Origin of the sequence: Sphingomonas sp. S6 (assembly GCF_043498045.1) — a bacterium.
Taxonomy (GTDB): domain Bacteria; phylum Pseudomonadota; class Alphaproteobacteria; order Sphingomonadales; family Sphingomonadaceae; genus Sphingomonas.
In genome coordinates this window covers 652016-676929 of sequence record NZ_JBIEOE010000001.1, presented here as the reverse complement: position 1 = coordinate 676929, position 24914 = coordinate 652016, and the positions used below count along the sequence as shown (strand labels likewise).

General features: G+C 68.2%; 19 protein-coding genes and 1 tRNA gene. 12 read left to right on the top strand and 8 right to left on the bottom strand.

From position 1 onward, the window contains the following. Nucleotides 1-88 precede the first annotated feature (88 nt). Genes tsaE through trxA form a run of 6 tightly spaced genes read left to right on the top strand, consistent with a single transcriptional unit; the run spans nucleotide 89 to nucleotide 9104 of the window. A complete protein-coding gene (gene tsaE / locus ACGVWT_RS03050) occupies nucleotides 89-538 on the top strand; it encodes a tRNA (adenosine(37)-N6)-threonylcarbamoyltransferase complex ATPase subunit type 1 TsaE (RefSeq protein WP_315461110.1) in 450 nt (149 codons plus the stop codon). Further along, the gene (locus ACGVWT_RS03045) at nucleotides 535-1500 is read left to right on the top strand and encodes a phosphotransferase (protein WP_315461391.1); all 966 of its coding nucleotides are present in this window, start codon (nucleotides 535-537) and stop codon (nucleotides 1498-1500) included. Before tsaE ends, ACGVWT_RS03045 begins: the two co-directional genes overlap by 4 nt. After that, nucleotides 1497-2252, top strand: a complete 756-nt coding sequence (locus ACGVWT_RS03040) for a nucleotidyltransferase family protein (RefSeq protein ID WP_315461111.1) — start codon at nucleotides 1497-1499, stop codon at nucleotides 2250-2252. Before ACGVWT_RS03045 ends, ACGVWT_RS03040 begins: the two co-directional genes overlap by 4 nt. Nucleotides 2253-2312: 60 nt before the next feature. Beyond that, nucleotides 2313-5312 (top strand): double-strand break repair protein AddB, encoded by a 3000-nt coding sequence (gene addB / locus ACGVWT_RS03035; protein ID WP_315461112.1) that lies wholly within the window; start codon nucleotides 2313-2315, stop codon nucleotides 5310-5312. Then, on the top strand, nucleotides 5299-8721 hold the full coding sequence (gene addA / locus ACGVWT_RS03030; RefSeq protein WP_315461113.1) for a double-strand break repair helicase AddA: 3423 nt from the start codon (nucleotides 5299-5301) through the stop codon (nucleotides 8719-8721). Before addB ends, addA begins: the two co-directional genes overlap by 14 nt. Before the next feature lie 59 nt (nucleotides 8722-8780). After that, on the top strand, nucleotides 8781-9104 hold the full coding sequence (gene trxA, locus ACGVWT_RS03025; RefSeq protein WP_017978679.1) for a thioredoxin TrxA: 324 nt from the start codon (nucleotides 8781-8783) through the stop codon (nucleotides 9102-9104). 60 nt (nucleotides 9105-9164) lie between these two features. On the opposite strand, the gene ACGVWT_RS03020 is transcribed toward trxA, so the two are convergent. After that, the gene (locus tag ACGVWT_RS03020; RefSeq protein WP_315461114.1) at nucleotides 9165-9968 is read right to left on the bottom strand and encodes an inositol monophosphatase family protein; all 804 of its coding nucleotides are present in this window, start codon (nucleotides 9966-9968) and stop codon (nucleotides 9165-9167) included. A 1-nt stretch (nucleotide 9969) separates the two neighbouring features. Next, nucleotides 9970-11196, bottom strand: coding sequence for a bifunctional glutamate N-acetyltransferase/amino-acid acetyltransferase ArgJ (argJ, locus tag ACGVWT_RS03015; protein ID WP_315461115.1), 1227 nt, complete (start codon nucleotides 11194-11196; stop codon nucleotides 9970-9972). A gap of 40 nt (nucleotides 11197-11236) precedes the next feature. Here argJ and ACGVWT_RS03010 point away from each other — a divergent pair, with 40 nt between their 5' ends. The 3 genes from ACGVWT_RS03010 (at nucleotide 11237) to secA (ending at nucleotide 15193) form a co-directional block, all read left to right on the top strand. Further along, nucleotides 11237-12025 (top strand): energy transducer TonB, encoded by a 789-nt coding sequence (locus ACGVWT_RS03010; protein WP_315471949.1) that lies wholly within the window; start codon nucleotides 11237-11239, stop codon nucleotides 12023-12025. Nucleotides 12026-12082: 57 nt separating this feature from the next. Then, on the top strand, nucleotides 12083-12337 hold the full coding sequence (locus ACGVWT_RS03005) for a hypothetical protein (protein WP_315461117.1): 255 nt from the start codon (nucleotides 12083-12085) through the stop codon (nucleotides 12335-12337). Between the two features lie 105 nt (nucleotides 12338-12442). Continuing rightward, complete coding sequence (gene secA / locus ACGVWT_RS03000) at nucleotides 12443-15193, top strand: preprotein translocase subunit SecA (RefSeq protein WP_315461118.1); 2751 nt, start codon at nucleotides 12443-12445, stop codon at nucleotides 15191-15193. Nucleotides 15194-15411: 218 nt separating this feature from the next. On the opposite strand, the gene ACGVWT_RS02995 is transcribed toward secA, so the two are convergent. Both ACGVWT_RS02995 and ACGVWT_RS02990 read right to left on the bottom strand, forming a co-directional pair. Further along, entirely contained in the window at nucleotides 15412-16002 is a 591-nt protein-coding gene (locus tag ACGVWT_RS02995; RefSeq protein ID WP_017978685.1) for a CC0125/CC1285 family lipoprotein, read from the bottom strand. A gap of 111 nt (nucleotides 16003-16113) precedes the next feature. Next, nucleotides 16114-16530: a secondary thiamine-phosphate synthase enzyme YjbQ gene (locus tag ACGVWT_RS02990; protein WP_315461119.1), complete on the bottom strand. Its 417-nt coding sequence runs from the start codon at nucleotides 16528-16530 to the stop codon at nucleotides 16114-16116. A gap of 83 nt (nucleotides 16531-16613) precedes the next feature. Here ACGVWT_RS02990 and ACGVWT_RS02985 point away from each other — a divergent pair, with 83 nt between their 5' ends. Further along, nucleotides 16614-16739 carry a hypothetical protein gene (locus ACGVWT_RS02985; RefSeq protein ID WP_315461120.1) on the top strand — a complete coding sequence of 42 codons (126 nt, stop codon included), beginning with the start codon at nucleotides 16614-16616 and terminating at the stop codon, nucleotides 16737-16739. A gap of 403 nt (nucleotides 16740-17142) precedes the next feature. On the opposite strand, the gene ACGVWT_RS02980 is transcribed toward ACGVWT_RS02985, so the two are convergent. From ACGVWT_RS02980 to moaA, 3 genes are all read right to left on the bottom strand, one after another. Then, a tRNA-Asn gene (locus ACGVWT_RS02980) sits at nucleotides 17143-17217 on the bottom strand. 92 nt (nucleotides 17218-17309) lie between these two features. Next, complete coding sequence (locus tag ACGVWT_RS02975) at nucleotides 17310-18089, bottom strand: NAD kinase (RefSeq protein ID WP_017978688.1); 780 nt, start codon at nucleotides 18087-18089, stop codon at nucleotides 17310-17312. Further along, nucleotides 18086-19099 carry a GTP 3',8-cyclase MoaA gene (gene moaA / locus ACGVWT_RS02970; protein ID WP_315461121.1) on the bottom strand — a complete coding sequence of 338 codons (1014 nt, stop codon included), beginning with the start codon at nucleotides 19097-19099 and terminating at the stop codon, nucleotides 18086-18088. The genes ACGVWT_RS02975 and moaA overlap by 4 nt, the downstream gene beginning before the upstream one ends. A gap of 109 nt (nucleotides 19100-19208) precedes the next feature. Between moaA and ACGVWT_RS02965 the strand changes: the two genes are divergently transcribed. Both ACGVWT_RS02965 and ACGVWT_RS02960 read left to right on the top strand, forming a co-directional pair. Then, the gene (locus ACGVWT_RS02965; protein ID WP_315461122.1) at nucleotides 19209-20867 is read left to right on the top strand and encodes a GGDEF domain-containing phosphodiesterase; all 1659 of its coding nucleotides are present in this window, start codon (nucleotides 19209-19211) and stop codon (nucleotides 20865-20867) included. Then, nucleotides 20861-21268 (top strand): nuclear transport factor 2 family protein, encoded by a 408-nt coding sequence (locus tag ACGVWT_RS02960; protein WP_315461123.1) that lies wholly within the window; start codon nucleotides 20861-20863, stop codon nucleotides 21266-21268. The genes ACGVWT_RS02965 and ACGVWT_RS02960 overlap by 7 nt, the downstream gene beginning before the upstream one ends. Nucleotides 21269-21293: 25 nt before the next feature. On the opposite strand, the gene mfd is transcribed toward ACGVWT_RS02960, so the two are convergent. After that, nucleotides 21294-24764, bottom strand: a complete 3471-nt coding sequence (mfd, locus tag ACGVWT_RS02955) for a transcription-repair coupling factor (protein WP_315461124.1) — start codon at nucleotides 24762-24764, stop codon at nucleotides 21294-21296. Nucleotides 24765-24914: the final 150 nt, after the last annotated feature.

Genomic DNA, 24914 nt, shown 5'->3' with positions numbered 1-24914 from the left:
ATCGTCCGCATGGGCGCAGCTTGAGCCTCATGCCGTCCCCCTCGCCGCAAAGTGGACCCCGGACCAAGTCCGGGGTGACGGAGGGGGGGTGGTGACGTCGATCTTTCTCGCCGACGCTATCGCGACCGAAGCGTTCGGGGCGAGCCTTGCCGCCGTCGTCCAGCCCGGTGACGTCATCGCGCTCAACGGCGACCTTGGCATGGGCAAGACGAGCATCGCGCGCGGGTTGCTCGCCGCGCTCGGACTGCCGGGCGAGGCGCCCAGTCCCAGCTTCGCGATCGTCCAGCCCTATGATCCGCCCGAGGTGCGGCTGCCGGTGCTGCACGTCGACCTGTATCGCATCGAGGACCCGGACGAACTCGAGGAACTGGGTCTCGACGAGGCACTGTCGGACGCAGTGCTGCTGGTCGAATGGCCGGAGCGGGCGCCGGGATACTGGCCGCATGCATTGCGGTTAACCCTGGCGCCGGCACCGGACGGCGGACGAATCTTGACAGCCGACGTCCCGGCGTCATGGAAGCCGCGATGGCCGATATGACCCCGCCCGCCGGTGCGCCCGCCTTCCTCGCGATCCATGGCTGGTCGGGTACGATCAGCCCGGTGGCGGGGGATGCGTCGTTCCGCCGGTATTTCCGCGTAACCCAAGCGAATCGCAGCGCAATCCTGATGGATGCGCCGCCGCCGCACGAGGATCCGCGCCCCTTTATCGCGATCGCGCAATGGCTACGCGAACGCGGCTTTGCGGCGCCTGCGATTCATGCTGCGGACCTCGACCAGGGCCTCGTCCTGCTCGAGGATTTCGGCGACGCGCGGCTGCGCGAGGCGGCGGACGCCGACGCTGCGGCGGCATTGCCGCTGTACGAGGCGGCGATCGACCTGCTCGTCGCGCTGCGCGGGCATGCCCCGGCAGAGATCGCGCCATACGACCATGCGGTGCTGCATCGGGAGGCGGCGCTGCTGCCCGAATGGTATGGTCCGGCGGTCGGGCTGGATGTCGACGTCGCGGGCTATCATGCCGCCTGGGATGCGGTGTTCGATCATGCGCTGACCGATGCGCCCGTAACGGTGCTGCGCGATTATCATGCCGAAAATCTGATGCTGGTCGGATCGGCTCAGGCGCTCGGCCTGCTCGACTTTCAGGACGCGCTGGCGGGTCACCCGGCTTATGATCTCGTATCGCTGTTGCAGGATGCGCGGCGCGACGTGGATCCCGAGGTCGAGCGCGCGATGCTGGATCGCTATCGCGCGGCGACGGGCGTGGGCGACGGTTTCATGGACGCCTATCACGTGCTGGGCGCGCAGCGGAACGCGAAGATCATCGGCATCTTCACCCGGCTGTGGCGCCGCGACGGCAAGCCGCGCTACGCCGCGCTGTGCCCGCGCGTGTGGAGCTATCTGGAGCGGGACCTGTCGCAGCCGGCGCTGGCGCCGGTCGCGCGCTGGTTCGACGAGAACGTGCCGCCCGAATTGCGCGGCGATCCGAAGGTGCTGTCCGCATGACCCGTCAGCGTTCGCTCCGCCCGGATCCCGGCGGCGCGGTGCCGCACACCGCGATGGTGATGGCGGCCGGTATCGGCAAGCGCATGCGCCCGCTGACGGCGACGCGGCCCAAGCCGCTGGTCGAGGTGGCGGGCAAGCCGCTGATCGATCACGTCTTCGACCGGCTGATCGACGCGGGCGTGGCGAAGGCGGTGGTCAATGTCCATTACCTGGCCGATACGTTGCAGGCGCACGTCACCAACCGGTTCGACGGGATCGAGGTGGCGATCAGCGACGAGCGCGCACAGCTGATGGAGACGGGTGGCGGGCTGGTGCAGGCGCGCGACCAGTTGGGCGCCGATCCGATCCTGGTCGTCAACAGCGACAATCTGTGGATCGATGGGCCGGTCGACGCGATCAAGCTGCTGAGCCATCGCTGGGACGATACCAAGATGGACGCGCTGCTGCTGGTCGTGCCCTATGCGCGCGCTCACAATCACAAGGGGCAGGGCGATTTCCGGGTTGCGGCCGACGGCCGTATCGTCGGGCGGCGCAAGGCGGGGGCGACCGCGCCGTTCGTATACACCGGCATCCAGATCCTGCACCCGCGCCTGATCCGCGACTGGCCGGAGGGGCCGTTCTCGACCAACCTGTTCTGGAGCCGTGCGATCGAACAGGGCCGGGCCTATGCGCAGGTCCACCAGGGCCTGTGGTTCGACGTCGGCACCCCCGCCGCGATCCCTAAGACGGAGGCGATCATCGCCAATGGCTGAGGCGCGTCTTGATGGCAGTGCCAGCCCGCTCCCCCTCCCGGCCACCCACACGGTATCCTGATGGGTGGCCGGGAGGGGGAGCGGGCCGGAACCGTCGAGCATAACAAGCGCCCGCAACTCTTCACCATTCCGGCGCACCGCGCGTTCGCCGACACGCTGGTCGCGGGGCTGATGAAGCGGACCGGCGGCGACGCGATGGCGCTGGCCCGCGGCCTGATCCTGCTGCCCAACAATCGCGCGGCGCGTGCGGTGTCGGCGGCGTTCGTTCGCGCGAGCGGCAACGGGCTGCTGCTGCCGCGGCTGGTGACCCTCGGCAGTCCCGACCTGGGGGAAGCGGTGGGCGCGGCGCTCGACCCGGTGGACGATGCCGATCCACCGCCGCCGGCGATCGCGCCGATGCAGCGCCGGATGATCCTGGCGCGGCTGGTGTTCGAGGAGCGTGCCGCGGCGGGTGTGCCCGTCGACGCCGCGGAGGCGGTGCGGCTGGCGGGCGAGCTATGCCATACGCTCGACCAGTTGCTGGTCGAGGAGGTCGAGCCCGAGCGTTTGCGCGATCTCGACCTAGCGCCCGAGCTGACCGATCATTGGCAGCGAGCGCTGTCGACGTTCCGGATCGTGCTGGAATGCTGGCCGGGCGAGCTGGCGAGGGCCGGCCGTATCGACGCGGCGACGCGGCGAAGGATGCTGCTCGACCGGCTGGTGACGCGCTGGCGGACGCGGCCGCCGACGGGCTTCGTCTGTGCGGCGGGCGTGACCGATCCGGCGCCCGCGGTCGCGCGGTTGCTGCGCTGTGTCGCGGAGGCACCGCAGGGGCTGACGGTATTCGCCGGACTCGACCTTCAGATGCCCGAGGCCGAGTGGGATGCTTTGGGGCCGCATGCGCCCGACCCGGTGACGGGGCGCGTCCGCCGGTCGATCGAGACGCATCCGCAATTCCATCTTAAGCTGATCCTCGACCGCATGGGCGTCGGCCGCGGCGAAGTAGCGCATTGGCCGGGCAGCGCCGGGCCGGACGCGGGGGCGTTGCGCGGGCGCGCGATCGCCAACGCCTTGGCGCCCGCCGCCTTTACCGGCAAATGGACCGATCTGAAGGCGGAGGACCGGCGCCTGACCGGGGTCGCCGCCGTGGAACTCGCAACGCCGGCGGAAGAGGCGCAGGCGATCGCGCTGGCGCTGCGCGGTGCGATCGAGGAACCGGGCAAGACCGCTGCGCTGGTGACGCCGGATCGCGCGCTCGCTCGCCGGGTCAGCGCGCATTTGCGGCGGTGGCAGATCGAGGCGAACGACACGGCGGGCCGGCCACTGTCGATCCTGCCGCCGGGAACGCTGCTGCTCGCGCTGGCCGAGGCGGCGGCGCAGCGGTTCGCGCCGCTGGCGCTGCTGGCGCTGCTCAAGCATCCGCTGGTCAAGGTAGACCCCAATGATCGCGCTCTGCGGGGCGCATGGCTGGACGGGACGCGTACGCTCGATCGCGCGTTGCGGGGCCCGAGGCCGGCGGCGGGGCTCGACGGGATCATGGGGCATCTGCTGGCCAACCGGCGGGATCGGGCGGCGGCGTGGTTCGCCGAGCCGGTCGGCGTGCTGAAACCGATCGAACTGGTGTTCGACCAGGGCGCGCAGCCGCTGTCGGCACTGCTGGCGGTGCTGCGCGAGACAGCGCAGGCGTTGTGCGGGGACAATCTGTGGTCGGGGCCGGCGGGACGCGCTGCGGCGGAGTTCCTCGATGCGCTGGAGGCGGAGGCGGCGGTCGGGCCGCCACGCGTCGCGCCCGATGGTTTCCCGCCGCTGCTGCGCGGGCTTCTCGACGAGGTGGCGGTGCGGCCGGGGTCGGGCGTCGGCCATCCGCGCATCGCTATCTATGGCCCGATCGAGGCACGGTTGCAGACCGCCGACTTGATGGTGCTGGGCGGGTTGAACGAAGGCGTGTGGCCCGGGCGACCGGCGCCCGATCCGTGGCTGGCGCCGCGTATCCGGGGAGCGCTGGGTCTTGCCGGGCTGGAGCGGAGCGTCGGTGTCGCGGCGCACGATTTTGGCCATGCGCTGGGCGCGCCACGCGCGCTGGTGACGCGGGCGCGGCGCGATGCGGCGTCGCCGGCGCTCGCGTCGCGGCTGTGGCTGCGGTTGCAGGCCATGGCGGGAGACCGGTTCACGCGGGCGCATGATCTGGAGGGCTGGGCGCTCGCGTTGGACGATCCCGGTGAGCATCGCCCTGTCGTCCGACCGGAGCCGATGCCGGGACCGGCGCTCCGGCCGAAGGCGATCTCCGTCACCGAGATCGACCGGCTGAAGGCCGACCCTTATGCCTTTTACGCGCGCCGGGTGCTGGGGCTGATGCCGCTGGACCCGGTCGATGCCGATCCCAGCGCGGCGTGGCGCGGCACCGCCGTCCACGACATCCTGGAGCAATGGTGGAAGCAGGACGCGTGCGCGCCGGACGCGCTCGTCGCGCGCGCTACCGCGATGCTGGAGGACGAGCGCACGCATCCGATGATGCGCGCGCTGTGGCGGCCGCGGTTGATGGAGGCGGTGCGCTGGATCGCCGACACCGTGACGGCGCAGGACGGTGAAGGACGCACGGTTGCCTCCGCGGAGGGGAAGGGCAATGTGACGATCGCGGGCGTCACGCTGTCGGGCCGCTACGACCGCGTCGACCGGCTGGCGGACGGCACGCTTGCCATCGTCGACTATAAGACCGGTAAGCCGCCGTCCGCCGCGGCGGTGCGCGCGGGGTATAGCCTGCAACTCGGGCTGCTCGGCGCGATCGCGGAGCGGGGCGGATTTCAGGAGGTGAAGGGCAAGGCCGGCGGCTTCGAATATTGGTCGCTCGGCAAGAAGAAGGATCAGTTCGGCTATATCGAGACGCCGGTGGACGCCGAGGGCAAGCGGGACAAGATCGTCACGACCGAATTCACGACGATCGCGGTCAGCAACTTCGTCGATGCGGCCGGCAAATGGCTGACCGGGGACGCGCCGTTCACCGCCAAGCTGGTGCCCGAATACGCACCTTATGCCGAATATGACCAACTGATGCGCCGGGACGAATGGTATGGCCGGGACTGAACTGGCGACCCTGCCGCGACTGAAGGGCGCACAGGCGGCGGCGAGCGATCCGCACGCGCACGTCTGGCTGTCGGCGTCGGCCGGCACGGGCAAGACGCAGGTGTTGGCCGCGCGCGTGTTCCGCCTGTTGCTGCGCGGCACCGATCCGTCGGCGATCCTGTGCCTCACCTTCACCAAGGCGGGCGCGGCGGAGATGGCACAGCGGATCAACAACCGGCTCGCCGCTTGGGTGCGGATGCCGGCGCCGCAGCTGTATGCCGACCTGGAAGCGCTGGGCGAGAAGGGTACGCCGGAGTTGCAGGCGCGGGCCCGGACGCTGTTTGCGGGCGTGCTCGACGCGCCGGGCGGCGGCCTGCGCATCCAGACGATCCATGGCTTCTGCCAGAGCCTGCTCGCGGCGTTTCCGGTCGAGGCGGGGCTGACCCCTGGCTTCCGCCCGCTGGAGGCGCGCGAGGAGGCGGTGCTGGCGCGCGAGACGCTCGCCGCCCTGCTGACCGATGCCGAGCGCGAGGGCCGCGAACGGCCGATCGAGACGATCGGGGCGCTGTCGCTGCGGCTGGGCGAGGGCGGGGCGGAGAGCTTCCTGCTCGCCTGCGCGCGCTCGCTGCATGCGCTGGAGGCGCTGCCGAGTGGGATCGGGCCGTGGCTCCGGCGCGCGCTCGACCTGCCGCAGGGGGATATCGGCGAGGCGCTGGCCGAGGGCTGTGACTGTATCGACACCGATCTGGTCGAGCGGCTCGCAGCGGCGAACACCGCCTGGGGCGCAGCGACGGGCGTGGGGCATGCCGAAACGCTCAACCGCTGGCTCGCGGCGGCACCGGCGGAGCGGGCCGCGACGCTCGGCGACCTTGCAGGCGTGGTGCTGACGGGGAAGAACGAACCGCGCAAGGCATCCAAGAAACTGGTCGATGCCGAGCCCGATTATGCCGAGCTGGCGGCGGCGCTGGGGCAGCATTGCCTTGACCTGCTGTCGCTTACCGCGCGCGCGGCGTACGCCGATTTGCTTGCCGAAGCGCTGGAGGTGGGACGCGACTATGCGCGCGCCTATGCCGCGGCGAAGCGGCGGACGGGGGCGGTCGATTTCGACGATTTGATCGGCGTGACGGTGCGGCTGCTCGAACAGCCGGGCATCGGCGAATGGGTGCGGTACAAGCTCGACCAGGGCACCGAGCATGTGCTGATCGACGAGGCGCAGGATACCAACCTCAACCAGTGGCGGATCGTCACTGCGCTGGCAGGAGAGTTTTTCGTCGGGCGCGGCGTGCATGCGCCGTCGACCCGCACGCTCTTCACAGTCGGCGATTTCAAGCAGGCGATCTTCGGCTTTCAGGGCACGGACCCGATCAACTTCCGCTGGGCGGAGGGCCATTTCGCCGGCCGCGCAGCGGAGGTGGAGGGCGCCGACGACTGGCCCGAGGAGGAACGCGGCCTGCCGTTCCAGCGCCTGTCGCTGACGCATTCGTTCCGATCGACGCGGCCGATCCTCGAGTTCGTCGATGCCGCCGTCGCGGCCGCGGGCGAGCCCGGCCTCGGCGCGATCGACGCGATGCAGGCGCATGCGAGCGAGGTGCCCGGCCCCGGTACGGTCGAGCTATGGCCGCCGGTGATCGCGGGCGGTAGCGAGACGGACGAGGAAGCGTGGATCGACGATGCCGTACGCGAACAGGCGGTGCGGATCGCGCGCGCGGTGCGCGACTGGCTGAAAGGCGGCCTGATGCTGGAGAGCAAGGGGCGTGCTCTGCGGCCCGAGGACGTGATGATCCTCGTCAAGCGGCGTGGCGACCTCGCCTCGCTGATCGTCGCGCGCCTGTATGCCGAAGGCGTGCCGGTCGCGGGCGTCGACCGGTTGCGGCTGAACGCGCCGCTGGCGGTGCAGGATCTGCTCGCCGCCGTACGCTTCGTCCTGCAGCCGGAGGACGATCTGTCGCTCGCCGCGCTGCTCGTGTCGCCGCTGATCGGCTGGACGCAGGACGAATTGATGCACGCTGCGCCGCGAGAGCATGGCAGCCTGTGGCGGCACCTGACGCAGACGCTGTCGGAGGAGCGATTGGCGCCGCTGCGCGCGATGCTGTCGCGCGCCGACATCGCGACGCCCTACCAGTTCCTCGAGGAGATCCTGTCGGGGCCGCTGGACGGGCGGCGCAAGCTGCTGCGCCGGTTGGGGGCGGAGGCGCGCGATCCGATCGAGGAACTGCTCAACGCCGCGCTGGCGTTCGAGACGACGTCGACGCCGTCGCTGCAACGCTTCCTCGACTGGTTCGATTGCGGCGATGTCGAGATCGTGCGCGATCCGTCGGCGCCGCTCGACGCCGTGCGGGTGATGACCGCGCATGGCGCGAAGGGCTTGCAGGCGCCGCTGGTGATCCTGGCAGACGCGACCGTCGATCCCACCGCCGCCCCGCGCGCGCTGGTGCGCTGGGTGCCGGAGCCGGGGGCGCAGCCGATCCCGATCTTTCGGCCGCGGTCGGGTGAGCGTGGCGGGCCGCTGGATGTGGCGATCGGCGAGGTGGAGCGCCGCGAGCTGGAGGAGCATTGGCGCCTGTTCTACGTCGCCGCGACGCGCGCCGAGGAACGGCTGGTGATCGGCGGCGCGCTGGGGCCGCGCGCGCAGGGCGAGCCGCCGGTCGCGAGCTGGTATGCCGCGGCGGCACGCGCGCTGACTGAGCTGGGCGTGCCGGACGATGGGCCACGGGTGTTCATAGGCTCCGATCCCCAGCCGCCGGTCAAGCCGCGCGGCGGCGCGCTGGCACGCCAGCCCGAACGGGTGGTGCTGCCCGATTGGGCGCATGTGCCCGCGCCGCCCGAAAGCCGCCCGTCGCGCCCGCTCACCCCGTCGGCACTCGGCGAGGATGAGGTGAGCGACCCTCCGCCCGGCCCGGCGATGCGCGCCGCCGCGGAACGCGGGCGGCTGTTCCACGCGTTGTTCGAACGCCTGCCGCCGGTCGAGCCGCAGCATCGCGCCAGCTGCGCGGATCGCTGGCTCGCGACCGCGGGCGGCGTCGCGGACCCTGGCGAGCGGCAGCGGATCGTCGCGGGCGTGCTCGCCGTGATCGAGGATTCCGCTTATGCGCCGCTGTTCGGCCCCGACAGCCTTGCCGAGGCGCCTATCGCGGCGACGCTCGCCAACGGCATGGTCGTGTCGGGCACCGTCGACCGGCTGCTGATCGCGCCGGACGCGATTCGCCTTGTCGATTTCAAGACCGGGCGCCGGGTGCCGGATACCCTCGACGATATCCCGCCCTACCACTTCGATCAGATGGCGGCCTACGTCGCGGCGCTGCGCGTGATCTTCCCCGATCGCACGATCGCAGCGGCATTGCTCTACACCGGCGGGCCACGTCTGTTCGAACTGCCCGCGGACACGCTCGCCACGCACAAGCCGCGCTTTCGCATTCCGGAGCAAAGCTAGGGGCCGGACGGTTGAGCCGGGCGGCACGCCATCCTAGATGGACAGCAAAGGAGATACCCATGGCTACCAAACAGATCACCGACGCCAGCTTCGATGCCGACGTCCTCAAGGCCGATGGCCCCGTGCTCGTCGACTTCTGGGCCGAATGGTGCGGCCCTTGCAAGATGATCGGGCCGAGCCTCGAAGAGCTGTCGGAAGAGCTGGGCGAGAAGGTGACGATCGCCAAGCTCAATATCGACGACAATCCCGATGCGCCGGGCCGTTACGGCGTGCGCGGCATCCCGACGATGATCCTGTTCAAGGGCGGCGCCCCCGCGGCGACCAAGGTTGGTGCCGAGCCCAAGGGACGGCTGAAGGCCTGGCTCGAGGGCGAGCTGGCGTAAGGTCGAAGCGGGCGGGGGGAAACCTCCGCCCGTTTTGCTTTGGGTGACGGGCGGCGGCGCTCAGGCCTCGACCGCCGTCACACGTATCGCTCGCTCCCACATCTTGTCACTCGCAGCCGCGATCATCACGTCGCGGGGATAGCCGATACGATAAGGGCTGCCATTGAGCTGACGCACCACACCGCCCGCTTCGGTGAGGAACAGCGCGCCGGCAGCATGATCCCAGGGCAGCGAGCGCTGGAAGATGGCCGCATCGTCCACCCCCAGCACGAGCCGCGGATATTGCTCCGCTGCGCAGCGCGGCATCGGGTGGAGCGTCCAATCCTCACCCGCCCGTGCCGCCAGGTCGGCCTGCTCCGTACCGTCGAGGAAATAGGTCGGTACGCCCAACACGGGTCGTGCGTCCGTGCGGGTGCGTGTGGTCACCGCGACATCGTCGATGAACGCGCCGCCGCCTGCGACCGTGTGGCACAGCCGGTCTGCGACGGGATCGAGGATCCAGCCCGCCAGCACCTCGCCCTCCTCGGCGAGCGCGATCATGATGCCGAACGGCGTCTTGCCGCTGGCGTAATTGTTGGTGCCGTCGATCGGGTCGACGATCCACACCCGGCCGCGGTCGATTCCGTCGAGCAACGTCGCATCCGCCGCCACCGCTTCTTCGCCGATAACCCGCGCCGATGTGTCGATCGCGACGAGGCCGGCGGTGAGCGCTTCCTCGCTCAGCCGGTCGGCGATCGTCACCATGTCGTCCGCCGCCTTTTCCTCCACTTCGTCGGCGGCTAGGTTGCGGAAGCGCGGCAGGACGATCTCGGCCGCGACGCGCCGCATCAGCTGGGCGACGGCATCATGGTGCGGGTGGTGCATGTCAGCTCCTGTAATCGGCGTTGATCGAGATGTAGCCGTGGGTCAGGTCGCAGGTCCAAACCGTGGCGGTGCCATCGCCCAGCCCGATGTCGACCCCGATTTCGATATGCTGGCCCTTGAGGTGCGCGGCGACCGGGGCTTCGTCATAGCCCTCGACCGCGAGACCCGCCTGCGCGACCTGCGTGTCGCCGAAACGGATCGACAGACGGTCGCGTTCGGCGGGTTCGCCGGCCTTGCCTACCGCCATCACGACGCGGCCCCAATTGGCGTCCTCGCCCGCGATCGCGGTCTTGACCAGCGGCGAATTTGCGATCGACATGGCGATGCGGTGCGCCGACCGGTCGCTCTCGGCGCCCTCGACCGCGATCTCGATCAGCTTGGTCGCGCCCTCGCCATCGCGCACCACCAGCATCGCAAGCTGGTGGCACAGATCGGCCAGCGCCGCGGCGAAGGCATCGGCGCCCGCGCTGTCGCTGCTCTCGATCGGGGCATTGCCGGCGGCGCCCGTGGCGAAGGCGAGGACCGTGTCGCTGGTCGACGTATCGCCGTCGACCGTGATGCACGAGAAGGTCTTGCCATTCGCCGCGGCAAGGGCGCCTTGCAGGAAGCCGGGGGCGACCGCCGCATCGGTGAAGATGAAGCCGAGCATCGTCGCCATGTCCGGCGCGATCATGCCCGATCCCTTGATGATGCCGACCAGCGTGACGGTCCGCCCATCGACGATCGCGGTCGTCATCGCGCCTTTCGGATAGGTGTCGGTCGTGCCGATCGTCTCCGCCACCGCGAGCCAATCGCACGGGGTTGCGGCGAAGGCGGCGTCGAGGCCGGCTTCGGCCTTGTCGATCGGCAGCGGCACGCCGATGACCCCGGTCGAGGCGACGAACACGTCCGACGGCTGGCAACCGACATGCTGCGCCGTGCGCGCCGCGATCGCCTCCACCGCCGCGCGGCCGCGATTGCCGGTAAAGGCGTTGGAGTTGCCGGCATTGACGACCAGCGCACGTGCCTGGCCCAGGGACAGCGCCTGCCGACACCATTCGACTTCGGGCGAGGGGCATTTGCTTTGCGTCAGCACGCCCGCCACGCTGGTGCCCTCGGTCAGCGTCACGAAGGTCAAGTCGCAGCGATCCCACGTCTTGTAGCGCGCGCGGGCGACATGCGGGGTCACGCCGGCGACGGCGGGCAGGGCTGGGAAGGGCGTGGCGAGGGGGGAGATGGACGTGGACATGGCCGTGCCATAGGCTGCTTCCAAGACAGGGCAAAGACGCATGATGGACGAAGACGCGCAACCGACGCGGGTGACGGTTCTGAAGGGCGATGTGCGACCCCCACCGCGTGAGGGTGGCTCCCCATTGGCGGGTGAGCGCCGCGCTCTGATGGTCGGCGTACTCGTGCTGGTAGTGCTGGTGTTGCTCGCCTTGATGGTCGTCGGCGGCGAACTGGTAAGGCGGGCGTTCGATCAGGCAAGCCCGCCCCGGGTATGGACGGGGCCGTCGACGGTGAACGCGGGGACAGTGAGCCGGAGCAGCATGAATCCGGCGGATTGGATTACCAACGACGACTATCCGCCTGAGGCGTTGCGGCACAACGAACAGGGGACCGTTACCGTGCGCTGGTCGATTACATCTGCCGGCCGGGTGCGTGATTGCGAAGTCTTGGAAAGCAGCGGGCATGCGAGCCTGGACGCCGCCGCGTGTCGCGCGATTACCCGGAACGGCCGCTATCCCCCGATTGCGGCCGATGCGCCGGTACGACGGTCAACGCGCCGGGTGGTCTGGAAAATTCCCGACGAAGGGCCGACCGCGGGTGCGGCAGCCCGGCCGATCGATATCGCCACCGCACGAAACCAGGACTCCGCAATCGAGATCGCCATCACCGTTGGTTATGATGGCAGGGTCGAATCATGCCGCATCGTCGGAGCGCCGCCGCCATCCGGGGGCGATCCCTGCGCGGCGACGCCGCGGGGCATGTGGATGGGACCGGGGTTCGTCCGTGACGGCAAGCCGATCAAGGCGGTGCTTCACCGGCGGTGGTCGTCGACGACGACATTCGAATAGATGCGACGGACGGATGCGGATGGACGACGGACCGCATCTGCAATAGGGACTGCCCCCGTGAACCTGCTGTTGCTTCTTTCCGCGCTGCTGTCCGCCCTGACCGGCGGTGCCTCTGCGGTGCGTGCGCCGGTGGCGGCGCATGCCGCGGCGGGGATCGTGGCGAGCGTGCAGGCCGAGGTGCGGGCCGCCCGCGCGGCGAGCCGGCCGCAACAGCGGGTCCCGGGGCTTGCCGCGCTGGCCGATCTGGGCACCACGACCGTGCTCGCGCTGACCGCGGTCGAGCCTCTTTTTGCGAGCCGACGGCGCGAATAGCGCGCGCGTGCGTTGCTTCGGCCACGGCCGACCCCATCTTTTCATGCAATCGACGCTGCGCGCCCTTCGTCCGTGCGCGCGCGCAAAATCATTAGGAATCAGCCTATGTTCGGCGGCCTTGCCAAGTCCATTTTCGGGTCCTCCAACGATCGTTACGTGAAGTCGCTGGGCAGTATCGTCCAGAAAATCGGCGCGTTCGAACCGCAGCTCCAGGCACTGTCCGACGAGGAACTGTCGGGCCAGACCGCCAAGTTCCGCGAGCAGCTGGCGAACGGCATTAAGCTCGACGACCTGTTGCCCGAAGCCTTCGCTACGGTGCGCGAGGCGGCGGTGCGCGTGCTCGGCATGCGCCACTTCGACGTGCAGATGATCGGCGGCATCGTGCTCCATCGCGGCGAGATCGCCGAGATGCGCACGGGTGAAGGCAAGACGCTGGTCGCGACGCTGGCCACCTATCTCAACGCGCTGCCGGGCGATGGCGTCCACGTCATCACCGTCAACGACTATCTCGCCGCGCGCGACGCGGAGTGGATGGGACAGGTCTATCGCTTCCTCGGCCTGACTGTCGGCGTCATCATCCCCAACCTGACCGACGAACAGCGCCGCGCCGCCTATAACAGCGACATCACCTACGGCACGAACAACGAGTTCGGCTTCGACTATCTGCGCGACAACATGAAGTACGAGCGCAGCAGCATGGTGCAGCGCGCCTTTGCCATGGCGATCGTCGACGAGGTCGATTCGGTGCTGATCGACGAGGCACGCACGCCGCTGATCATCTCAGGGCCCACAGACGACAAGTCGGAGCTGTACATGAGCGTCGATGCGATCGTGAAGCAGCTGACCCCCGACGATTACGAGAAGGATGAAAAGCAGAAGACGATCATCCTGACCGAAGACGGCACCGAACGCGCCGAGCGTCTTCTGGAAGCCGCCGGCCTGCTGCAGGGCGCGAACCTGTACGATTTCGAGAACACGCAGGTCGTCCACCATCTGAACCAGTCGCTGCGCGCGAACATGATGTTCAAGGCGGACACCGATTATATCGTCAAGGATGGCAAGGTCGTCATCATCGACGAATTCACCGGCCGCATGATGGACGGGCGCCGCTGGTCGGACGGCCTGCACCAGGCGGTCGAGGCGAAGGAGGGCGTCACGATCGAGCCCGAGAACCAGACGATGGCCTCGATCACCTTCCAGAACTATTTCCGCATGTACCCGAAGCTCGCCGGCATGACCGGCACCGCGGCGACCGAGGCGGCCGAATTCTACGACATCTACAAGATGAACGTCGTGACGATCCCTACCAACGTGCCGGTGCAGCGGATCGACGAGGAAGACGAATTCTACAAGGACACCAACGACAAGTTCCGCGCGATCGCCAAGAAGATCCGCGAACATGCCGCGCTGGGTCAGCCGGTGCTGGTCGGCACGGTGTCGATCGAAAAGTCCGAACTGCTCAGCGAATTCCTGGTGCAGGAAGGCGTCGAGCATAAGGTGCTGAACGCGCGTTACCACGAGATGGAGGCGCATATCGTCGCGCAGGCGGGCCGGAAGGCTGCCGTCACGATCGCGACCAACATGGCGGGCCGCGGCACCGACATCAAACTCGGCGGCAACCTTGAATTCCGCATGCTCGACGAGCATCCGGACCTCGTCGAGGGCACGCCGGAATACGAGGCCGAGGCGACGCGCATCCGCGCCGAGATCGAGATCGAGAAGCAGGAAGTGCTCGCCGCGGGCGGTCTGTTCGTGCTCGGCACCGAACGCCACGAATCGCGCCGCATCGACAACCAGCTGCGCGGCCGTTCGGGTCGCCAGGGCGATCCAGGCCTGTCGCGCTTCTACCTCAGCCTGGACGACGATCTGCTGCGCATCTTCGGACCGGACACGCTGTTCGCGCGCATGATGCGTTCGAACATCGAGGACGGCGAGGCGATCGGCAGCAAATGGCTGTCGAAGGCGATCGAGACCGCGCAGAAGAAGGTCGAGGCGCGCAACTACGACATCCGCAAGCAGGTCGTCGAATATGATGACGTGATGAACGACCAGCGCAAGGTGATCTACGAACAGCGCGCCGACATCATGGATGCCGATGCGGTGGGCGATGTCGTTACCGACATGCGTGCCGAGACGGTCAACGTCATCGTCGGCGGTGCCTGCCCGCCCAACAGCTATCCTGAGCAATGGGATATCGCCGGCATGAAGGCGGGCCTGGTCGACGTGCTCAACCTCGACCTGCCGGTCGACGACTGGCTGAAGGAAGAGGCGATCGATCCCGAGATCGTTGAAGAGCGCGTGCAGGAAGCCGCCGATGCCGCCATCGCCGCCAAGTCGGCGGAGCTGGAGCCGGAGACGTGGACGCAGGTTGAAAAGTCGATCCTGCTCCAGAACCTGGACCATCACTGGAAGGAGCATCTGGCGACGCTCGACGCGCTGCGTCAGGTCGTCCACCTGCGCGCCTATGCGCAGAAGACGCCGATCAACGAGTATAAGCAGGAGGCGTTCAGCCTGTTCCAGCGCATGCTCGACGCGATCCGTGAGGACGTGACGAAGACGATCGCGCACGCGCAATTCCAGATGCAGCCGCTGCCAACCGATTTGCCCGAACTGCCGGACTTCATCACCACGCATTTCGACCCGTTCACGGGCGAAGACGATTCGAACGATATCGACGCGGGCACGATGGGGCGCGTCACCGCACAGATCCCGCCGATGCAGATGATGCAGCCCGATGTGCCGACCGAGTTGGGCGACAATCCGGAGCTGTGGGACGGCCGCGTGAACCGCAATGCGCCGTGTCCGTGCGGTTCGGGGCGCAAGTACAAGCACTGCCACGGCGCGGTGACGGTGTAAGGGGCGGGGACGCCTTTAAACACGTTCGTCATCCCGGACTCGTTCCGGGATCCACCGTGCGGCAAGGGGGGCGGGGGAGCCTCCAGCGCTGCCTCCGCCGCCCAGTGGACCCCGGAACAAGTCCGGGGTGACGGCGATAATTCCGGAGCCGCTACACACGAAAAAAGGCCGGGCCACCCTGCGGTGACCCGGCCTTTTTCGTTACATCTGAAGCAGTCTTACTTCGGCAGCACCACGCTCGGGCCGATGCTGTTGACGACCGCGCGGGCGTCGAAGGCGCGCAGGTTGTCGCGTGGGATCGGGCCCTTGCGCATCACGATCTCGGCGCTCGCTTCGTAGCGATCGATCGTGCGGATGTCGAAGTCGTTGCCCCAGGGGCCGAAGCCGCCGCCGAACCATGGGTCCCACGTGCGCCAGCCGAACCCGCGGCCATAATAACGCCACGACGGACCCCAATAGCCGCCGAAGCCACCATAGCCCCAGCCGCCGCCGATGCCCGGCGTCGTATAGGTGCGCGACTGCAGATCGGTGTCGCGGTTCGCCATAACGAAATAGTCATAGCCATTCTGCAACGTCAGTTCCGCGGCGCGGAACAGCAGATAGCGTTCCACCGTGTCGCGGGACGTCACGCTGTTCCCGGCGAAATTGACCAGGAATCGACCCGGTTCGATCTGACGGTCGCTATAGCCGGTGCGATTGAAACCCTGCCCGGTGGCGGGGCGATAGGTGGTTTCGGTCGCGCAGCCCGCGACCATCAACGTGGAGGCGGCGAGCGCCGCGACCATAGCCTTGCGGCCAAGATGCATCATGACACCAATACTCCATTCGCGCGCGGGTGCGGCGAACCCTCGCGCGTATATCCACTTCCGTCCGAACGAGCGATGAACGACTTGGCTCCGTCCGGCAACGTTTCGTCGCGATCACGTGCCGATGACATGCAGGGCAATGCTGCGCCGATGCGGCGCAATCCGGTGTTCGAACAGATAGATACCCTGCCACGTGCCCAGCATCGGTTCGCCCTCTGCGATCGGTATCGACAGCTGAACGCCGGTCAGTGCGGCTTTGAGGTGCGCGGGCATATCGTCCGGCCCTTCGTCGTCGTGCTCGTACGTTCGGCTTTCGGGAGCAAGTCGGTCGAAATAGGCCTCCATGTCGCGGCGGACGGCTGGCGCGGCATTTTCCTGGATGACCAGCGAGGCGGAGGTATGTCGGCAGAATAGGGTGAGCAGGCCTTCGCCGATCCCCTGCGCCGCCACCCAATCGCGGACGGGCGCGGTGATGTCGACCAGCCCCTTGCGGCGCGTCTGGATCGTCAGCGTGCCGACCGACTGATGCATGTTGGCTCCTTTTCGCAGTTTAGATCCGTTGCCAACGCGCTGCCGCCGCGTTCGGACCCTGACTGCGCCAAAGGATATGAGCGATGCCCGACCAAAACCCGCTGCACCGTGGCCCCCAGCGGCGCGCCGTACCGCGCATGCTGACCTTCATCGCGACGATCGTGCTGATCGCAGTAGCGCTGGTGGTCGGGTTCACCTTCGCGCGTTGAAGTGCGCTATGCGGTACCTGGACGGGGGCAAGCGGCCGGCTGCCGCGATCGCCTACTGATACCTTCGGAGGCCGTCGAAGACGGTCGCGCGGCACGTTTGCAATAAGGCGGTCGACGGGCCCGGGACGGCCGGCACGCGTCGCCGCGTCCAATGCCGTCCGGCTCCGATCCGTTGGAAAACTATTCGCTGTCGACGGGTTTCTTGGCGGTGACGGCCATCAGCACGGGGACGGTCAACAGGGCGGCAGCCATGGCACCGATCGCCACTTCCAGAAAGATCATAGCAAAGCCTCTCCAGCGGAAGCATTGATCGCTTCTCGCATCGGGGCATGATGCGGACGAGTCGAAGCCAGCGCAAGCGATTTCGCTGGCCGGCCCAAGTCGCTGACGGTGTGGGTGAAAATGGCTCCCTGAGTAGGATTCGAACCTACGGCCGCTCGATTAACAGTCGAGAGCTCTACCGCTGAGCTATCAGGGAACGCTGCGTCGTGGAGGGCGTCTATACCCACGAATTTTTGCGGCGCAACCCGTTAAAGCGAGTTTTCCACAGCTTCGTGCGGCATCGGCGCCTCAGGCGATGAATTGCTCCATCGTGATACGGTCGTCGAGCGCATGTTCGGGGTCGAACAACAGGGTCAGCTCGCGCGCACGGTCGATCGCGACGCTGACTTCGGCGACATCGCGGAATTCGCGCTGGTCGGCGACGGCGGATACCGGGCGCTTGGCGGCATCGAGCACGCGCAGCGAGATGCGCGCCTTGTCGGGCAGGATCGCACCGCGCCAGCGCCGCGGGCGGAACGGGCTGATCGGCGTCAGGGCCAGCATGTTCGACCCCAGCGGCAGGATCGGCCCCTGCGCGGACAAATTGTATGCGGTCGACCCCGCGGGCGTGGCGACGAGGATGCCGTCGCACGCCAGTTCCGGCATCACGACGCGTTCGTTGACCGTCACCTCGAGCTTCGCGGTCTGGCGGGTTTCGCGCAGGAGCGAGACTTCGTTGATCGCCGGCGCCTGATGGACGCGGCCGTCGATGCCGGTAACGGTGGCGGCGAGGGGCGACACCTTGAACGGCTTGGCGCGCGCTAGCCGCTCGTCGATGCCGTGGCGGCGCCACTCGTTCATCATGAACCCTACCGTGCCGAGGTTCATCCCGAAGACAGGCACGGGCGGCCGGCGCCGGTCGAGCAGACCGTGCAGCGTCTGAAGCATGAAGCCATCACCGCCCAGCGCGATGATGACGTCGGCCTCGGCCGGATCGACCCAGTCGGCGGCGTCCGCCAGCTCGGCGGCAGCGGCGCGGGCAGGGGCCGTGGGCGAGGCGACCAGTGCCCGCCGCTGATAGTCGGTCATCCCCCGGTCACGCTCATATGGCGCGCCACCGCAGGTGCAGCGCCAGCGGCGATGCGGAAGTCGTGGCGGGCAGGCTTGCGCAGCAAACCGCGATCAATCGCGGCATCCAGGCCGTCGATCCCACCGTCACGCAGCGCCGCCTTGAGGTCGACCTGATCGTCATGACCCAGGCACATATAGAGTTTGCCCTCGGTCGTCAGCCGCACGCGGTTGCAACCATCGCAAAAATTGGCGGTGAGTGGCGAGATGAGGCCGAGGCGGGTCGCAGTGCCCTCGACCTGCCAATAGCGTGCTGGGCCACCGGTGCGGTGCGTAGCGCGATACAGCGGGAAGCGCGCCGCCAGCACCTCGAACACGCGGGTCAGGGGCACGAAGCGGTCGGTGCGATCCTCATCCACCGCGCCCAGCGGCATCGTTTCGATTAGCGACAGGTCGTGGCCTTCGTCGATGCACCATTGCAGCATCGCGGGAATTTCGTCTTCATTGAGGCCCGCAAGTGCGACGGCGTTGATCTTCACCGCCAGTCCGGCGCGCTTCGCGGCGGCGATGCCGTCCAGCACCTGCGCTAGGTCGCCATGACGCGTGATGTAGCGGAAGCGATCGGCATCGAGGCTGTCGAGACTGACGTTGATCCGCCGGATCCCGGCATCGACCAGCGCATCGGCGTGCTGCGCGAGCCGGGTGCCGTTGGTCGTCATCGTCAGCTCGTCGAGCCCGGCCCCCACGTGGCGTCCCAGCCTGTGGACCAGATCGGCTACGTCGCGGCGCACCAACGGCTCGCCGCCCGACAGGCGGATCTTCGTCACGCCGCGCGCGATGAAGCGTTCGGCGATAATCGCGATTTCGTCGAGGGTCAGCAGCTTGGCCCGCGGCAAAAAGGTCATCTGCTCCGCCATGCAATAGCGGCAACGCAGGTCGCACCGATCGGTGACGGAGATGCGCAGATAGCGGATCGTCCGTCCCTGCGGATCGACCAGCGGGTCGGCGGAAGGGGCAAGGGCGCTGGTCATGACATGGGGCTAGGCCGACAACCATCCGCCGACAAGTCCGTTCCGTTAAGCCCGCTTCACCGTGACACAGCATTGTCGGTTAACTCCCGGGCGCTTAGGCAGGACCGGAATGGGGACCGTTACCGACAGCACACGATTGTTCATCGTCGCGCAGGACGATGACGCGGCAGCGCTTGCGGCGCTGGCGCAGGACGACGGCTGGGCGCCGGTCGTCGATACCGGCGGGCGCGAACTGGTTGCGCGGGCGCTGGCGAGTGGCGCGGCGGTGATCCTGGTCGATGGGCGAAAGGCGCCCGCGGCCGGTCTGGCGGCGGTGCGCGCGCTGGGCGGCTTGATCGCCGCGACCGGCGCCGCGCTGCTGGTGCTGACCGACGACGGCGATACGCTCGACAAGCTCTACACCGCGGGCGCCACCCATTTCCTGCGCGAGACGGGCGATCCGGCCGACATCCAGCTCGCGTTGCGCTTTGCGGCGCGGCACGCGACCCGCCATCAGGGCGAGCGGCGCGGCCCGGCGTTCGGACTGCGCGCCGATCCGGAAGATGTCAGCGAACCGATTTCGGCCTGGCTCGAAGCCGGGCGGCAAGTCGGCATCGTCAGGATCGCGCTGTCGCGGCTCGATATTCTGAATGCCGCGCGGGGGCGCGCGGTGGGCGATGCGCTGATCGCCGAGGCCCATCGGCAGGTCCGTACGATGGCCGCCGACCTGCTGGGTGACGATGCGGTGGTCGGCGCGCCGCGCGGCGGCGATATCGTCGTTGCGGCGGTGGCGGAGCCGGGCGCGCTGATCGGCCTCGCCCGCGCGCTGGATGGCGCCTTGTCGCGACCCATTGCGGTCGGAGGGCGACAGGCGGTGCTGGGCAGTCGCTGGAGCCTTGCGGAGAGTGCGCCGGGCGACGATGCCGCCAGCCTGCTGCACCGTGCGGCGGAGGCATTGGTGTCGGCAAAGGCCAGCGACGGCCCGACGATCCGCGTCGCCGGACCCGAGCATACGGCGCCGATCGATTCGCTCGCCATCGACCTGCATTTCGCGATCGAGCGCGACGAGATCGACATCCTGTTCCAGCCGCAGGCGCGCATCGATTCGCGGCGGGTCACCGGGGTCGAGGCGCTGGCGCGCTGGCGGCATGGGCGGCTGGGTCCGCTCGGCGCCGACGTGTTGTTTGCAGCGGCGGAGCGCGCCGATCTCGGCCTCGTCCTGTCCGATCATATCCAAGGGCTAGTGCTGGCGCGGATCGCCGCGTGGCCGGAGTCGCTGTCACACGTCCGCGTCGCGCTCAACATCACCGCCGGGGACCTGGGCCGGCCCGGTTTCGCCTATTCCTTCCTGCGGCGCGTCGGCGCCAGTGGCGTGGCGTGCGACCGGCTGACCGTCGAGGTGACGGAGAGCGGCGCCATCCACAATCTCGATCGTGCGGCGGCGATCCTCACCGATCTGCGGGCGGCGGGGCTGCGCGTCGCGCTCGATGATTTCGGGACGGGCTATTCCAGCCTCGCCTATCTCACCACGCTGCCGCTTGATTACCTCAAGCTCGACAAGGCGCTGGCGCTGGGCATCGAGCGGACGCGGCGTCACCGCGGCGTGGTGCGCGCGGTGATGACGCTGGCGCGCTCGCTGGGCCTCGCGGTCGTGGCGGAGGGGATCGAGACCGACACGCAGCGGCAACTGCTGGCGGCTGAGGGCTGCGCCTTCTACCAAGGCTTCCTGCTCGCGCCCGCGCTGGATGACGCGGCACTTGCAGCGATGGTGGGAGACGGGACATGCTGATGATCGTGGCGGCTCTGGCACTGCCGGCACCGGTGCAGGATGCGCAGGCGGCGATCGAGGCGGCGCTGGCGGACAGCGCGGCAGGCTGGAGCGCCGGCGATATGCCCCGCTTCCTCGCGATCTACGCCGACGACGCCGTGTTCGTGACGAAGAGCGGCCTTGTGCGCGGCAAGGCGGCGATCGCGGCGCGCTATGACAAGAGCTATGGCGCCGATGCGAGCAAGCGCGGCGGGCTATCGTTCCGGGTCGTCGGCTCGCGCGCGGTCGATGCGACCCACCGCATGCTGTGGGCGGAATGGCACCTGGCCTATCCCGATGGTCGCAGCGACAAGGGCGTGACGTCGCTGCTGTTCGAAAAGCAGGCCGGCGGCTGGAAGATCATCGCCGACCACAGCAGCTGATCCGACGTTCCGGAGAAAGCCGCCATCACCCGGCCGCTTTCGCCAGCCCCTTCGACAGCTGCAACGCCCCATGCAGGCGCGACTTGGCGTCCGGCCATGCCCGTTGCAGCACCAGCTTGCTATCGGGGCGCAGCTTGGCGACCCCGTTGAGCCGCTCGACATAGGCGAGCAGCCCGGCAACATTGGGCGGCGTATCGTTGTGGAACCCGACCAGCACGCCGCGCGGCCCCACGTCCATCTTCGCGATGCAGGCCTTGCGCGCGTTGAGTTTGATCTCGATGACCTTGATGAGGTTCTCGGTCGCGTCGGGCAGGGGGCCGAAGCGGTCGATCATCTCGGCGGCGAAGGCTTCGATCTCGCGATTGTCTTCCAGCTCGTTGAGGCGGCGGTACAGGCCCATGCGCAGGTCGAGGTCAGGCACGTAATCGTCGGGGATCAGGATCGGCGCATCGACCGTGATCTGCGGCGAGAAGTCGCGCGGACGGTCGCTCTTCAGCCCGCCGGCCTTGGCGTCCATGATCGCCTCTTCCAACATCGATTGGTAGAGTTCGTAGCCAACCTCCTTGATATGCCCCGATTGTTCGTCGCCGAGCAGATTGCCCGCGCCGCGAATGTCGAGGTCGTGGCTGGCGAGCTGGAACCCTGCGCCCAGACTGTCGAGATCGGACAGGACCTTCAGTCGCTTCTCCGCCGTATCGGTCATCATCCGTTCGGGCGGCGTAACCAGATAGGCATAGGCGCGGGTCTTCGACCGGCCGACGCGGCCGCGCAGCTGGTACAGCTGGGCGAGGCCGAAGCGGTCGGCGCGATTGACGATCATCGTGTTGGCCGAGGCGATGTCGATGCCGCTTTCGATGATCGTGGTCGAGACGAGCACCTCGAACTTCTTGTCGTAGAAGGCGCTCATCCGCTCCTCCACCTCGGTGGCGCTCATCTGGCCGTGCGCGATGACGTAGCGGACCTCGGGCACCTCGTTGCGCAGGTATTCTTCGAGGTCGGGCAGGTCGGCGACGCGCGGGGTGACGATGAAGCTCTGTCCGCCGCGATAGTGTTCGCGGAGCAACGCCTCGCGCAGCACGACTGGGTCCCAGGGGATGACATAGGTGCGCACGGCGAGGCGATCGACCGGCGGCGTCTGGATGACCGAGAGTTCGCGGATGCCGCTCATCGCCATCTGCAACGTGCGCGGGATCGGCGTCGCGGTGAGGGTAAGCATGTGGACGTCTGCGCGCAGCGCCTTCAGCCGCTCCTTGTGGGTGACGCCGAAGCGCTGTTCCTCGTCGACGATCACGAGACCCAGGCGCTTGAAGTCGATGGCCTTGGCGAGCAGCGCGTGCGTGCCGATGACGACGTCGATGCTGCCGTCTGCTAGGCCCTCTTTCACGCGCTTGGCTTCTGCCGCGGGGACAAGGCGGCTGAGGCGGCCGATGTTCATCGGAAAGCCTTCGAACCGCGCGCTGAAATTGTTGAAATGTTGGCGCGCGAGCAACGTCGTCGGGCAGACGACTGCAACCTGCTTGCCCGCCATTGCCGCTACGAAGGCGGCGCGCAGTGCGATCTCGGTCTTGCCGAAGCCGACGTCGCCGACGATCAGCCGGTCCATCGGCCGGCCGGCGCTGAGGTCGCCCAGCACATCCTCGATCGCGCGATCTTGGTCGTCGGTCTCGGCATAAGGGAAGCGATCGACGAAGCTCGGATAGCCGGCGGGATCCGGTTCGAGCACGTCACCCGGATGCAGCGCGCGTTCGGCGGCGGTCTTGATGAGTTCACCCGCGATCTCGCGGATGCGCTCCTTCATCTTCGACTTGCGCCGCTGCCATGCCTCACCGCCGAGGCGGTCGAGCGAGGCACCCTCCTCGCTACTGCCATAGCGCGACAGGACTTCAAGATTCTCGACCGGCACGAACAATTTGTCGCCGCCGGCATATTCCACCGCTACGCAATCGTGCGGGCTCTGGCCGACGGGGATCGAGGTGAGGCCGAGATATTTGCCGATGCCGTGGTCGGCATGGACGACGAGGTCGCCCGGCGTCAGCGTCGCGAGTTCCGCTAGGAAAGCATCCGCCGATTTCTTGCGCTTCGCCCGACGGACGAGGCGGTCGCCGAGCATGTCCTGCTCGGTCAGCACCGCGACGTCGGGGGCGGTGAAGCCGTGGTCGAGCGGCAGCACGACCAGCGCGACACCGGCACTCTTTGACGTATCGGCAACGCCCAGCGCCTCGTGCCAGCTGTCCGCCGCCTTGGCGCCGTTGAGGCCGTGATCCTTCAGCAGATTGCCCAGCCGCTCGCGCGCGCCGATCGAATAGCTCGCGAGTACCGGCTTCTTGCCCTGCTTGCGCAGCGCGCCGAGGTGTTTGACCACCGCTTCGTAGACATTCGCACCGCCCGACCGCTCGGGCGCGAAATCCCGCGCACCGTCGACGCCGAAGTCGAGCACGCTCGCGCTCTCGGGCTCATGGAAGGGCGTGGTCAGATGCGCGTGGCACGCCTCCAGCCCTGCCGCCCATTCCTTGGCGTCGAGGTACAGGGTCTTGGCGGCGAGCGGGCGATAGCTGCCGGGCTGCGCGGCCTCGGCGCGCTGGCGGTTTTCGTAATAATCGGCGATCGCCTCCATCCGGCCCTCGACCGCGCCGGGCACGCCGAAGTCGCGTACGATGACGTCGTCGGCGGCAAGGTGATCGAACAGCGTCGCAAGCTTGTCTTCGAACAGCGGCAGCCAATGTTCCATGCCGGCAAGGCGGCGGCCGTCGCTGATCGCCTGATACAGCGGATCGCCCGTTGCGGTCGCGCCGAATTTGTCGCGATAGCGGGTGCGGAAGCGCTTGATCGATTCCTCGTCGAGCAACGCCTCGGACGCGGGCAGCAGCGTGAAGCCGTCGATCCGGCCGGTGGTGCGCTGATCCTCGGGGCTGAAGGTGCGTACCGTCTCGATCTCGTCGCCGAAGAAGTCGAGGCGCAGAGCCTGGTCCTCGCCGCTCGGGTACAGGTCGACGATGCCGCCGCGCACTGCGTACTCGCCCTGATCGTGGACGGTTTCGGTGCGGACATAGCCGTTCGCCTGCAGCAGCTTGGCGAGATCGTCGCGATCGATCCGCGCGCCCGGCTCCAGCGTCGCCACCAGTTGGCGGATACGGAACGGCGTCAGCACGCGCTGCGTCGCCGCATTGGCGGTCGTCAGGACGAGCTGCGGACCCTTGGCGGGGCGCTGCAAGCCGTAGAGCGCCGCGATCCGCTCCGCCATGATCCGCAGGGTCGGCGAGGCGCGGTCGTAGGGCAGGCAGTCCCAGGCCGGGAAGACGATCACCTCCAGCTCGGGCGCGAAGAATGGCGCCGTCGCCGCGACTGCGCGCATCGCGGCATCGTCCGGCGCGACGAAGACCGCACGGCCCTTCGCGGCACGCGCGAGGTCGGCGAGCAGCGCCGGCTGGAAGCCCGCCGGCACGCCCGACAGGGTCAGCGGCGTCTTGGCGGACAGGATCGTCTTGAGGTCGGGCATCATGGTCCTTGGAAGACGGTAAAATTAGAGGCGGACGTGTGCTCCAAACACTCCGTCACCCCGGACTTGTTCCGGGGTCCACCGGGACGCAAGGGAAAGGCAAGAGGCTCAGGCTACTCCCTTCGCCGCGGAGTGGACCCCGGAACGAGT